Origin of the sequence: Cryobacterium sp. Hb1, from assembly GCF_004403585.1 — a bacterium.
GTDB lineage: Bacteria > Actinomycetota > Actinomycetes > Actinomycetales > Microbacteriaceae > Cryobacterium > Cryobacterium lyxosi.
The window spans coordinates 303,014-315,552 of the sequence record NZ_SOHI01000027.1 but is presented as its reverse complement, the minus strand read 5'-3'; the positions used below and the strand labels follow the sequence as shown (position 1 = coordinate 315,552).

Here is a 12,539-nt window from a genome sequence, read left to right as displayed (position 1 = left end):
CGTTGGAGGTTACGGAGTTTGTGCCTCTTAGACAATCGAGGTTCGCTGGGAAATCGCTGAAACGATGGTATGGGGGGATCCGGTCGAACCGCGGTATTTCGCTGGTTTGTAGGTTGAGACGGATGACGCATCAGCTAACCAATACCGCCAAGGGAAGTTGGTCGCATCTCCGCCGGGCCCGCTGACGCCAACGCGGGGTCCGGTTTGGTGCGTTAAAATCACACCGTCATCCGGAATGAAGAACTTCCACTGTCCGCCGAAAAGATCGTCACCGTCGTTGTCCAGGGTTGCTCCGAAGCTTTGGGCAACGCAGCCGGGGCCTCGCGCCAAACCCTTATCCAGGAGAGGAACCTTTCGTGGCTTGCTTTCTCGCCGGATTCGGGCAATGTCGGAACCCTCTATCACGTCTCCCGCCCTAATGAGACAACCGTATGGCTGGCCGGGTTGTCCAGCGACGAGGTTGAGAGCGTGGTGCATTCCATAGGTGAAGTAGCAGTACAGGTGGCCGGCGGGGCCGAACATTGTCCTATTCCGATTCGTCTCGCCCCGATAACTGTGCGCGCCGGGGTCGCGTTCCCCCGCATACGCCTCAACCTCGGTAATTCGAATGGCCACAGTGCCATCGTCATCGGTGTGTTGAAGGATGCAGCCGAGAATTTCCGGCGCAACATGGAGCACCTCGCGGGAAAAGAACCCTCGGTCCGCTAAATGAAAGCCATTGAGAACACTCATCTGGTCAGCGTATCGACGCGCGGTGAGAAGCGATCGCCCAAGTCGTTGAGTGAATCTGGGAAGTCCACGTGCCAGAACAGCAGTGCCAACTCACGACGCGGATCCGCGGCGAGGATCTACGGTGAGTCATGGGCGTGTCGACGAGCACTCGCTAACCGAGGAGTTCGTCAACGTAGCACCAACGCCACAATTCCCGTGGCTCGGCGCTGCACATGATGGGGTGGCCGGACTCTTGGAAGTGCCTGGTCGCGTGCTGACCGACGGATGAATCGCAGCACCCCACGTTGCCGCAGATTAGGCACATCCGAAGGTGTACTGGGCTGGTGCCTTCGCGCACACAGTCGCTGCATTCCGCATCCGGCGGTACCGGATGCTCACCGACTGCTCGTAAGTGCTCACAGCCGCCGGCGCCCAGAGGCACTCCAGAGGTGTCGGGCTTGGTCGCGGGATGAGTTTCGGCGCTGAAGTCGATGCTCAGGTCGTCGGGCGAGGTATCCAACATAGATTCCTCAACATCGAGCATCTCAAGCACTTCGCTGATCACCTCGTGGGCATATTCGCCCGAATGGCGCAGTTTCAGAACCTTGGCGCGCTCAGCGTCGAGCATGGCCAGCCGCAACTGTACATAGCGCTTACTGGGAGTGCGGTCTGCAAGCTCTGAACGTCCGAGGCGCTCCCAGGCCGCCCGGTTGCGTTCCTGTGTGCGGCGTTCGAGCATGTCGAGTACCTCCGGTGGATCGTCGGGCCGGGCGTGCCGGCGCAGGTTTGCTATCCCCGCGGCGGTGGCCTGATCCGTGAGCGCGGCCTGGCTGAGCGCATCCGCTTTGGTATCTGGACCGCGTACCCCCAGGATACGAACCAGCCACGGCAGGCTCAGGCCCTGCACGACCAGGGTTCCGGCCACCACCCCTAGAGCCGCGAGAACGAGGACGGGACGGTGTGCGACGTCTTCGGGCAGGGCGAACACGGCAGCCAGGGTGACCACACCGCGCATGCCGGCCCACGACACGATGGCGGGCAACTGCCAGGGTGGTGCGGGGTCGGCCTTTCGAATTTTGGGGAACAGGCGGGGGAGATAAATTGCCGGGAACACCCAAATCGGGCGCAACAAGAGAACCGCAACGAGTATGACAGCGCAGGCACCCCAAATGCGCCCGGCACCCAGTGAGTCGCCCGAGGTCGCTTCAATGATCGATCGCACTTGTAACCCGATCAGCAGGAAAACAGAGTTCTCAAGCAGGAACTGCACCGTGGCCCAGTTGCTGCGCTGGCTCAGTCGCGACGCGCCACCCGGCATAGCGGGCGTCTTGGTGCCGATCACCAGGCCAGCCACAACGACAGCCAACACGCCAGATGCGTTGATCTCCTCGGCTGGAATGTAGGCCACGAACGGGGCTGCTAGCGACATGGACGTGTTTATGGCTACATTGCGCACGCGTTTTCGGATCTGCAGCAGGAGCCATGCAGCGATCAGGCCGATCACGACACCGCCAACGGCAGCAAAAGCAAGATCTGACGCCACTTGCCAGACAGTGACACTGCCACCAATGGCAGCGATCGCCGTGCGAAGAAGTACCAGAGCGGTCGCATCGTTGACCAGCGACTCACCTTCCAGAAGACTCACTACCCGGCGCGGGAGCCCAACTCGGCGCGCAATTGTAGTCGCCGCCACCGCATCCGGGGGAGCCACCACCGCCCCCAGGGCGAACGCCGCTGCCAGGGGAATTTCCGGGATCAGCCACCAGACGATGAGGCCGATGGCCACGGTACCGAAAATGACATAACCGACCGACAGCAGGCCGATGGAGCGCAGGTTGGTGCGGAACTCGACCAGGGAGGTACGGATGGCGGCTGCGTACAGCAACGGAGGAAGAATTCCCACCAGCACCAGTTCCGGATCCAACTGGACCGCCGGAATAAACGGCAGGTACGAGCCGACGACACCGACAACCACCAGCAGCAGCGGAACAGACAAGTTCAAGCGTCTCGCGAGGGCGCTGGCGGCGCAGACAACGACGACGAGAGTGAGCAGAGCGAGTGAAACATCCATTTTTTCCGCCAAGGGTTTCTGGGGCTGGACTACGGCAAGATATGTCCAGCGGCAGTGAAGATGCGATACCACTCTCCCCGAGTAAGAGCGATATCAGACCCCACGGCCGAATCGAGAAGGTGCCGAACGCTGGTCGTTCCGAGCACTACCTGCATGTGGGCAGGATGACGGGTGATCCAGGCGACGGCGATGGCAGCCGGGGGAGCGTCATAGGTTCGAGCAAGGTCATCGATGACATCGTTCAACGCGGAGTAGTTTTCTCGATCGTTCAGAAAAATACCATCGAAGAAACCCTTCTGAAACGGCGACCATGCCTGCAGCGTGATGTTGTTGAGTCGGCAGTAATCGAGAATGCCGTTGTCCCGGTCGATGGACTGGTCGAGGCCGGCCATGTTGGCCGACATGCCGGCGGCGATAAGTGGCGCGTGCGTGATGCTGAGTTGTACCTGATTCACGATGAGCGGCTGGGCCACCGAGCGTTTCAGCAGCTCGATCTGCCCCGGGGTGTGATTGCTGACGCCGAAATTGAGCACTTTTCCCGCGTCGTGCAAGACGTTGAAAGCTTCAGCGACCTCGTCGGGTTCCACGAGGGCGTCCGGGCGGTGCAGCAGCAGCATGTCGAGATAGTCGGTCTTCAACGCCGTGAGGGATTCGTCGACGGACCCAAGGATGTGCTCCTTGGAGAAGTCCCAGAAGCCGGATCGAATGCCGACTTTTGACTGGATGGCCACTCGTGCCCGATCTTCTGCCGAAAACGTCACCGCGTCCCCGAAACGACGCTCGCATTCGTGGGGGGTGCTGCCATACACGTCGGCGTGATCGAAGAAGTTTATGCCGGCGTCCCGGGAGGCCCCAACCAGGGATCGGATCTCTTCGTCGCCGAGGGGAACGATCCGCATCAGCCCGAGAACGATGTTCGAGACTTCCAAGTGGGTATTCGGTAACGTCATTGTCTTCATGCCTCCAGTCTGGGTGCAGACGAGTCAGAACAACAACTCATCACCTGATTGAACGCAACCGGAACGTTATCTGCGGTCTGCGGTCGGCCCAGAGCAACAACATCGGCGGTGAAAAATCTTGTCTGCGGCTGAAGGCACGCTAGTTGTGGGCTCTACTTGGGCTGGGAGTCGAGGTTGCTTTGAAGCAGCGCGGGCCAGGTAATGGTAGACGATTATCGACTTATTGACATAATGTGCATTATCGGTCACATGGTGAAAGCTGTATAACCGTGTTTATTGCTGCGCGCCGGCTGCACTCACCGGTCTGGCTCGAGGGCTCTTGACCCGTCTAAAATTCGGCAGGCGGGGTCGATACGTAGTGCACGCGCAGACCGAGTGTGTTGAGGTGCCCACGAAGCTCCGGTGCGAGTTCGGCATTGACGATCACGTCGTCGAAGTCGGCCAGGTCAGCCACGTGGTACAGCCCCTTAGCCTCGAACTTGCTGTCGTCTAGCAGCAGAACCTTGCGGTCGGCCCGAGTGAGCAAGGCTCGTTTCGTTTCAGCGGCCGCGGCATCCGGGTGAAAGAGAGCATCATTCTTTAACGCAGTCGTCGACACGAAAACCACGTCGGCAGAGACGCGACTGAGTTGTTCGACCACGATGGCGCCAAGAAACGAGTCTGTCTCGTGCACGTATTGTCCGCCGAGGCCCACGAGCGAGATCTGCGGATGCATCTGCGTCAGTTCGCGCATCAGCCCAAGCGCGTGGGTAACCACCGCACTCGGGGCGCGCTCGGCGAGGTGGCCGAGCATAGCTGCGACCGTAGTGGAGTCATCGAAGGCGACAACGTCGCCGGTCCGGATCAGCAGGGCTGCCTCTGCGGCGAGAGCCTTCTTGAGACCGACCCGGGTGGCCCGGCGCAGGCGGACATCCTGCTCGGCAAACGGATGCGGTTTTGCACGCGCCCCGCCCCGCACGCGTTCGATGAGCCCCTCGCGGGACAGGAGATCAAGGTCACGGTGGATAGTCATGGCGCTGACCCGGAAGGTCTCGACAAGCTTTTCTAGTCGCACGGGACCGTTCGCCTCGATGTGGCGCACCAGTTCACTACGCCGCACCGGACCGGTGAGGCCGTCGCGCGTGAGGGAATCCCGCGAAGGGGAAGCGTCGTCGGTGACGTCGGCAAACTTCATGATCGCCAGCATAGATGCCCTGAGGCGTGTTGTTAAATCGATATGTTCAATTTCCTGACTCGTAACAGATTGCATGTTAAATAAGTGAGACTATGTGTTAGTTTTGGGGCGCTCGATCTCTGGACCATCGTAAGGACGCGAAGAATGGCACCTCAGGCTCTCACCCACCCAGGCACCCACCCAAGCACCCACCCAAGCACCGCAGCAGGCGCGACCAACGTCCTCGCCCGGCCCAGGCTGCTCGACCGACTCGGACTCCCCCGCCCACTGCTCTGGGGCTACGTCGGACTGGCGCTGTTCATGGTCGGTGACGGTGTCGAGACCAATATTCTTGCGCCATTCCTCACCGGCGACCACGGCTTCAGCATCCCCCTCGTCGGCACGCTCGTCACCGTCTACGGCGTGGCCGTCGCCATCGCCGCGTTCCTCTCCGCCGCTCTCTCTGACCTCTGGGGCCCGCGCCGCGTCATGATGATCGGCGCCGGTATCTGGGTCGTCTTCAACCTGCTTTTTCTCACCGTCGCCCTCACCTCGAGCAACATCATGCTCATCTTCGTCACCTACGGCCTGCGCGGCTTTGGCTACCCTTTTTTCGCCTACGGGTTCCTGGTCTGGATCACCGCAACAGCCAACCCCAGGCACCTCGCGAGCTCCATCGGCTGGTTCTACGTGGCTTTCACCGCCGGACTTCCCACCCTCGGCGCGCTCGTTGCGACCGGCGCCCTCGACATCTTTCATCTCTCGATGTATCAAACCCTCTGGGTCTCCCTCGTGCTCGTCGTCAGCGGGGCCGTCGTCGCCTTTATCGGTGTCAAGGATAAGACCGGTCGCAAGCCCCTCGTCGACAATCCCTCGGAGGTCGTCACAGTCCTGTCCTACGGGCTCAAACTTCTCGCCACCAAACCGAGGGTGCTGCTCGTTATGCTCACCCGCATGATCAACTCGATCCCCACCTATGGCATGGCAATCTTCTTCCCGGCCCTGTTCGTGGATCGGTTCGGCTGGTCGATCGGCCAATTCCTGATTCTCACCACCGTGATCTACGCGGTGAACATTCCCTTCAACCTCGTCTTCGGCGCGCTCGGCGACCGCTTCGGCTGGAGCCGCACCGTCACCTGGTTCGGCGCCGTGCTCTGCGCCGTATCTATGATCGGCCTCTACGTCGTACCCGTCTACGCCATCGGTCAGGGCTGGCCGTTCGCCTACGGCCTCACCCTCCTCGTCGGGGCGATTTTTGGAATCGGCCTCGCCGGGTTTGTGCCACTGTCCGCGATCGCCGTGTCGCTCGCCCCGCAGCAGCCCGGGGCGGCAATGAGCTCCTACAACCTCGGCATCGGCGCGGCCGTGTTCGCCGGCCCGCTCCTGGTGGCACTGCTCTACGGCCCCCTCGGCGCACTCGGACTCGTGGTGCTCTTTGCCGCGCTGTACCTTGTGGCCGCTGTGATGGCCTCCGTCTTGCGGGGAACGCAGCCTGGCTTCCACGGTGTGCCCGCTCGCATTCCATTTGATGACGCTCGATTGAATTGAGACCCACATGACCACACTCACCACTCCCCCTTTTTTCACCGGCCTCACCCTCACCACGGAGTCCCTACCCGCCCTCGCCGCCACCGTGCGTGTTCCGTCCTACGACCGCACCGGATTGACGGCGGGCATCATGCACTTCGGTGTCGGCGGGTTTCACCGGGCGCATCAGGCACTCATGATCGACGACCTGCTCAGCCAGGGCCTGGCCCGCGATTGGGCCATTTGCGGAGTCGGCGTGCTGGCCGGTGACGCGCGCATGCGGGACGTCTTAGCCGCTCAGGATGGCCTCTATACGTTGGTCGAAAAGCACGCCGACGGGCATCTGGAGGGCCGCGTCATCGGATCGATCATCGACTTTATGTTCGCCCCCGACGACGTCGATGCTGTCATCGAGCGGATGGCTAGCCCCGAGGTAAAGATCGTCTCACTCACCGTGACCGAGGGCGGCTATAACATCAACCCTGTGACCGGGGCTTTCGACCTCGGCAACTCACAGGTGCAGGCCGACCTGGCGCCCGGCGCCGCACCAGCCACAGTCTTTGGCATCACCGTTGAGGCTCTGCGTCGCCGGCGCGACCGCGGAGTGCCCCCCTTCACGGTCATGTCCTGCGACAACCTGCAGAACAACGGTGAGGTTGCCCACCGTACCTTCATAGCGTTCGCAACCGCCCGCGACGCCGAACTGGCCGCCTGGATCGACGAACACGTACGTTTCCCGAACAGTATGGTCGACCGCATCACCCCCAGCACGACAGACGAGGATCGCGCTCTCGTCGCCGCGACCTTCGGTGTGCTGGACGCCTGGCCCGTGGTCTGCGAGCCCTTCTTCCAATGGGTCCTACAGGACTCCTTCACCGACGGTCGACCACCGTACGAGCACGTGCGCACCCAGCTCGTCGCCGACGTTGAGCCCTACGAGCTCATGAAGCTGCGTTTGTTGAATGCCAGCCATCAAGGCCTGTGCTATTTCGCGCACCTGTGCGGCTACCGACTCGTGCACGACGCTGCGGCTGATCCGCTGATCGCCGGCTTCCTTCGCGCCTACATGGACCGCGAGGGCTCCCCCACGCTCAAGCCGGTACCCGGCATAGACCTCGAAGCCTACAAAGACGAGCTCATCGCTCGGTTCTCGAACCCAGGCGTACGCGACACCGTCGCGCGGCTCTGCAACGAGTCCTCCGACCGGATCCCGAAGTGGCTCGTGCCGGTGATCGTCGACCAGCTCGCGGCTGGTCGTTCGGTGCAACTGTCAGCGGCGATCGTGGCCAGCTGGGCCCGCTACGCGGAAGGAACGGATGAACAGGGCCAGCCTATCGAGGTCGCCGACCGTCTCAGGGAACGTGTTATGAACAACGCTGCCGGATTCGCCTCCGACCGGCATTCCTTCCTGCGCGACCGGGACCTGTTTGCTGATCTCGTCGACGACACGACGTTTGTCGCGGCCTACGACCGGGCGCTTGAGCTGCTGCACACGGTCGGTGCCCGCGAAACGCTGGTCGCGCTCCTCGCGTAACCTGCTGGAGTGCCGGTTGGACTACACAGTCGGGGGCTTAGCACCAACGTAGGCCGCGAGGTGCTCGCCGGTGAGGGACGAACGCGCGGCCACGAGGTCAGCAGGCGTTCCCTCAAAGACGATTCGGCCGCCGTCGTGACCTGCGCCCGGGCCGAGGTCGATGATCCAGTCGGCGTGCGCCATGACGGCTTGATGGTGCTCGATGACGATGACCGACTTCCCGGAATCGACGAGCCGATCGAGCAGGCCGAGCAGATTCTCGACGTCGGCCAAGTGCAGACCGGCGGTGGGCTCGTCCAGAACATACACCTCACCTTTTTCGGCCATGTGCGTGGCGAGCTTCAGCCGCTGGCGTTCGCCGCCGGACAAGGTCGGCAACTGTTGGCCGAGGCTGAGATAGCCGAGCCCGACATCGGCGAGTCGGCCCAGGATCGCATGAGCTGCCGGGGTTCGTGCCAAGCCCGTTCCAAAGAATTCCCCAGCCTCGGTCACCGACATCGCCAGCACCTCACTAATGTCGCGTCCCGCGAGGTGGTACTTCAAAACGGATGCTTCGAAACGCTTTCCTTCGCATACCTCACAGGGTATTGCGACGCCGGCCAGCACGCCCAAGTCGGTGTAGATGACGCCTGCGCCGTTACAGTTGGGGCACGCTCCCTCTGAGTTGAAGCTGAACAGCGCCGGTTTGACCCCGTTGGCCATGGCAAAGGCCCTGCGGATCGGTTCAAGCATCCCCGTGTATGTCGCCGGGTTGCTGCGTCTGGAGCCCCTGATCCCGCCCTGGTCAATAGAGACCACTCCGTCGCGGCCCGTCACCGAACTCTGGATCAGTGAACTCTTGCCCGACCCGGCCACGCCGGTCAACACGGTCAGCACACCGAGCGGGATGTCCACATCGACGTTCTGCAGGTTGTGGGCGGTGGCGCCGCGAACCTGCAATACCCCGGCAGGTCTGCGCACGCTCGGTTTCACCGTCGCACGGTCGTCGAGGTGCCGGCCGGTCACGGTATCGCTCGATCGAAGACCGGCCAGGGTGCCCTCGAACACAATGACGCCACCATCCGATCCCGCTCCTGGGCCGAGGTCGACGACGTGGTCGGCGATCGCGATCATCTCCGGCTTATGCTCGACAACGAGCACGGTGTTGCCCTTGTCACGCAGCTGGAGCAGCAGGCTATTCATTCGCTGGATGTCGTGCGGATGCAGGCCGATCGTCGGCTCATCGAAGACGTACGTGACATCCGTGAGGGACGAGCCGAGGTGGCGGATCATCTTGGTGCGCTGGGCCTCACCGCCGGAGAGCGTGCCGGAGGGGCGGTCGAGCGAGAGGTAGCCCAGCCCGATCTCGACAAAAGATTTGAGCAGGCGCTGTAACGACTCCAATAGCGGTTCGACGGAGGCATCACTCAGACCTCCCACCCACTCGACGAGGTCGCTGATCTGCATCGCGCAGGCATCGGCGATGCTGTTTTCGCCAATCTTCGACGATCGGGCCCCCGCGCTGAGTCGGGTCCCGTCGCAGTCGGGGCAGACGGTGAAAGTCACCGCCCGTTCCACAAAAGCTCGGATGTGCGGTTGCAGCGAGTCGAGGTCTTTGGAGAGCATCGATTTCTGGATCTTGGGGATCAGCCCCTCGTAAGTGAGGTTGATACCGTCAACCTTGATCTTGGTCGGCTCCTTGCGGAGTAGGTCATTTAGCTCCCGGTCAGTGAAGTCCTTGACCGGTTTATGGGGGTCGAAGAAGCCACAACCGTTGAAGATGCGGCCGAACCAGCCGTCCATGCTGTAGCCGGGGATGGTGAGCGCGCCGTCGATAAGAGACTTAGTGTCGTCGTAGAGCGCGGTCAGGTCGATGTCGTTGACCGCGCCACTGCCCTCGCAGCGTGCGCACATTCCGCCGGTGATGCTAAAGCTGCGCCGTTCCTTGAACGTCTGTTCGCCGCGTTTGATCGAAACGGCACCCGCGCCGCTGATCGAGGCGACGTTGAAGGAGTATGCCTGCGGAGAGCCGATGTGCGGCTGGCCGAGCCTGCTGAAGAGGATGCGCAGGAGCGCGTTTGCATCGGTGGCGGTTCCGACGGTCGACCGCGCGTTGGCACCCATTCGTTCTTGGTCGACGATGATCGTCGTTGTCAACCCGTCGAGTAGATCGACGTCTGGCCGGGCGAGGGCCGGCATGAACCCCTGCACAAACGTGCTGTACGTTTCGTTGATCATGCGCTGAGACTCGGCGGCGATGGTGCCAAACACCAGCGAGCTTTTACCCGAGCCGGACACGCCGGTGAACACGGTCAGCCGGCGCTTCGGAATCTGCAGGCTGACGTTCTTGAGATTGTTCTCGCGGGCACCGTGCACGCGGATCAGGTCGTGGCTGTCCGCGATTTTCGGTTCAGGTGACGGGGTGTCCGTTTTCATGGTCGTGGTCATCGAATCTCCTGTGATTGGTGGCACTGGGCAGAAATCGGGCCCACCAATCCAGAATAATCTCGAACCGTTCTAAACGGTGCCGTGGGCGACCGGTACGGCTGAGGTCGTGGTTCTCCCCCGGAAAGATGACCAGTTCGGCCTGAACTCCGCCGCGTTTGAGCGCCGTATAGTAGCGCTCACCCTGCGACAACGGGCAACGCAGATCCTGCGCGGAATGGAGAACGAGGGTCGGGGTTTTCACCTGGCCGACCAGGAACTGCGGACTTTGGCTCCGCACCAGGTCAGCATCCGTTCCTGCATACTCGTCACCGAAGAAATCGCCGATGTCACTCGTCCCGACAAATGCGTCGGGATCGAGAAAACCGCGTTCCACGATGGCGGCGGCAAATCGGTGGTCGTGCGCGATCGTCCAGGCGGTCAAATAGCCGCCGTAGGACCCACCCATGATGCCGACGCGCTGCGCATCGAGGACGGGCTCGGCTTCGAGGGCACCGTCGAGAAAGTCCAACACGTCAGCGAGGTCCAGGGTACCCATACGCTGGCGGATGGCGCGCCCATGGGCTTCGCCATAACCGGATGATCCGCGCGGGTTGCAGAGAACCACCGCATAGCCCGCATCGACGTAGACCTGGGTCTCATCGAGGAGCGCTTCGGTGTACTGGGCGTACGGGCCTCCGTGGATGGTCAGGAGCACCGGGTGCGGGCCCGGCCCTGGTGGGGTGTGCACAAAGCCGTGCACCGGGTAGCCGTCTCGCCCGGTGATGGTGAGTTCGATGCCCATCGCCAGGCCGGTCGAGCGAAGGTGCACGGAGAAATCGGTGAGGCGTTTGGGTTCGGTGTGCGGCATTGGCGTGCCGAGGGGGTACGTGTGCACGAGAACGAGCTCACCGGACGTACCGGGGGTCTGCACGGCGACGACCACAGATTCGCCGGTGGCGCCCACTGCGGTCGCGACGGTTGCTCCGCAGTCGAGTGGCTCCACGTGCCCGTCGTGGTGCACCCGAACCAGATCGACGCGGCCGCGACTGCCTCGGAGCACGAGTACGGAACCGTCCGCCAGCACAGTGATATCCCCGGTCGCCTCCAGATCGAGTAGATCCTGGTCGGTCTGGTGCGGGTCGGTGACGCGTATCGGTGCTGAACCATCAATCAGGAATCCGCTGCGGTACAGTGCGCTTACCCGTCCGACGAAATCTCGGCCGGTCGTACCCATGTCGGTGGCGAGTAGCCAGAGAGTACCGTCATCGGCGCAGGCGAGAGTCGAAATACTCAGGTTCTCAGCCGAACGCACGACGGTACGAACCGGAGCGATCATTTCCTCCGCCAGGGTGGCTTCTTCGTCGCGGCTGAGGTTGAGTTCGATGACTTCGCTGCGCAGGTCGTTGTCGCGGCCGGTATGACGCGCCGAGATGGTGAGGAGCCTGGACCCGTCAGCCGCAAAGGCCAGGCCGAAGTGGTCGAAATCCCCCTCGGTCACCCGGCGCGCGATCGGAAGTCCGGACGAAAGGCTGGCCCGCACCGGAAGAATGGGATTCTCCCCGGCATCCCGTGGGTTTTTGGGCTCAGCGCGAGTTGTATCGGCCGTGACAGGAACGGGTGCGGGCGTCGGTTCGCCCCAGACATCGGGCACCACGGCCAGGAACACGTGCACGCGTCGGTCGTTGGTGTATCCGACCCCGTTCGATCGGTAACGCAGGGTATCGATGCGGCGGGCCGGTTCTGAGTCCGCTGACAAGCCGACGACCGTACCGTATCGTCCGGGTTCGGGAACCCGAGCCAAAAAGGCGATCCGGCTACCGTGTGGATGCCACCGAAAATCGGTCACGCCGAGAACCGCGTCGGTCATTGCCAGGGGCTCGCCCCCGGCCGCATCGACAACGTGCAACTGTGCGCTACCGCCGGCATCGGCCCTGAGAAAAGCGATCAGGCTGCCATCCGGGGAAAACCGGGGTGCCGAGTCCCGAAAGCCGCGGGTGATGCGGCGCGGAGCCGGCTCCCCCGCCAGCGCGACGGTCCAGAGCTGGCCGACGTAGTCATCCGCTGCGAAGTCGGCGTTCACCCGCGAGAATACCGCCCGCGACCCATCGGGGTGGATCGTCGGGCGCGAGACGGTATAGAGCAACGGAAGATCGGCAGCTTTCATTGCTTTCTCACTTT

At 62.5% G+C, this 12,539-nt stretch carries 8 protein-coding genes; 2 read left to right on the top strand and 6 right to left on the bottom strand.

What is annotated here, in order from left to right; all coding sequences use genetic code 11:
• Positions 1 to 27 precede the first annotated feature (27 nt).
• From E3T38_RS10855 to E3T38_RS10840, 4 genes are all read right to left on the bottom strand, one after another.
• Positions 28 to 732, bottom strand: coding sequence for a DNA-3-methyladenine glycosylase (locus E3T38_RS10855; RefSeq protein WP_134548211.1), 705 nt, complete (start codon positions 730 to 732; stop codon positions 28 to 30).
• 151 nt (positions 733 to 883) lie between these two features.
• Positions 884 to 2,782, bottom strand: a complete 1,899-nt coding sequence (locus tag E3T38_RS10850; protein WP_134548210.1) for a Na+/H+ antiporter — start codon at positions 2,780 to 2,782, stop codon at positions 884 to 886.
• A 29-nt stretch (positions 2,783 to 2,811) separates the two neighbouring features.
• A complete protein-coding gene (locus E3T38_RS10845) occupies positions 2,812 to 3,741 on the bottom strand; it encodes an aldo/keto reductase family oxidoreductase (RefSeq protein ID WP_134548209.1) in 930 nt (309 codons plus the stop codon).
• A gap of 328 nt (positions 3,742 to 4,069) precedes the next feature.
• The gene (locus E3T38_RS10840; protein WP_166805497.1) at positions 4,070 to 4,915 is read right to left on the bottom strand and encodes a DeoR/GlpR family DNA-binding transcription regulator; all 846 of its coding nucleotides are present in this window, start codon (positions 4,913 to 4,915) and stop codon (positions 4,070 to 4,072) included.
• Between the two features lie 144 nt (positions 4,916 to 5,059).
• Between E3T38_RS10840 and E3T38_RS10835 the strand changes: the two genes are divergently transcribed.
• Both E3T38_RS10835 and E3T38_RS10830 read left to right on the top strand, forming a co-directional pair.
• A complete protein-coding gene (locus E3T38_RS10835) occupies positions 5,060 to 6,442 on the top strand; it encodes an MFS transporter (RefSeq protein WP_134548207.1) in 1,383 nt (460 codons plus the stop codon).
• A gap of 7 nt (positions 6,443 to 6,449) precedes the next feature.
• Complete coding sequence (locus E3T38_RS10830) at positions 6,450 to 7,955, top strand: mannitol dehydrogenase family protein (RefSeq protein WP_134548206.1); 1,506 nt, start codon at positions 6,450 to 6,452, stop codon at positions 7,953 to 7,955.
• A 21-nt stretch (positions 7,956 to 7,976) separates the two neighbouring features.
• On the opposite strand, the gene E3T38_RS10825 is transcribed toward E3T38_RS10830, so the two are convergent.
• Positions 7,977 to 10,382, bottom strand: a complete 2,406-nt coding sequence (locus E3T38_RS10825) for an excinuclease ABC subunit UvrA (RefSeq protein WP_134548205.1) — start codon at positions 10,380 to 10,382, stop codon at positions 7,977 to 7,979.
• A complete protein-coding gene (locus tag E3T38_RS10820) occupies positions 10,345 to 12,525 on the bottom strand; it encodes a S9 family peptidase (protein WP_134548204.1) in 2,181 nt (726 codons plus the stop codon). The genes E3T38_RS10825 and E3T38_RS10820 overlap by 38 nt, the downstream gene beginning before the upstream one ends.
• Between the last annotated feature and the right edge of the window lie 14 nt (positions 12,526 to 12,539).

Bases quoted from the DNA above. Each gene is read 5' to 3' on its own strand.
- E3T38_RS10855 (WP_134548211.1), bottom strand. From the start codon at position 732: ATGAGTGTTCTCAATGGCTTTCATTTAGCGGACCGAGGGTTCTTTTCC.
- E3T38_RS10850 (WP_134548210.1), bottom strand. From the start codon at position 2,782: ATGGATGTTTCACTCGCTCTGCTCACTCTCGTCGTCGTTGTCTGCGCC.
- E3T38_RS10845 (WP_134548209.1), bottom strand. From the start codon at position 3,741: ATGAAGACAATGACGTTACCGAATACCCACTTGGAAGTCTCGAACATC.
- E3T38_RS10840 (WP_166805497.1), bottom strand. From the start codon at position 4,915: ATGAAGTTTGCCGACGTCACCGACGACGCTTCCCCTTCGCGGGATTCC.
- E3T38_RS10835 (WP_134548207.1), top strand. From the start codon at position 5,060: ATGGCACCTCAGGCTCTCACCCACCCAGGCACCCACCCAAGCACCCAC.
- E3T38_RS10830 (WP_134548206.1), top strand. From the start codon at position 6,450: ATGACCACACTCACCACTCCCCCTTTTTTCACCGGCCTCACCCTCACC.
- E3T38_RS10825 (WP_134548205.1), bottom strand. From the start codon at position 10,382: ATGACCACGACCATGAAAACGGACACCCCGTCACCTGAACCGAAAATC.
- E3T38_RS10820 (WP_134548204.1), bottom strand. From the start codon at position 12,525: ATGAAAGCTGCCGATCTTCCGTTGCTCTATACCGTCTCGCGCCCGACG.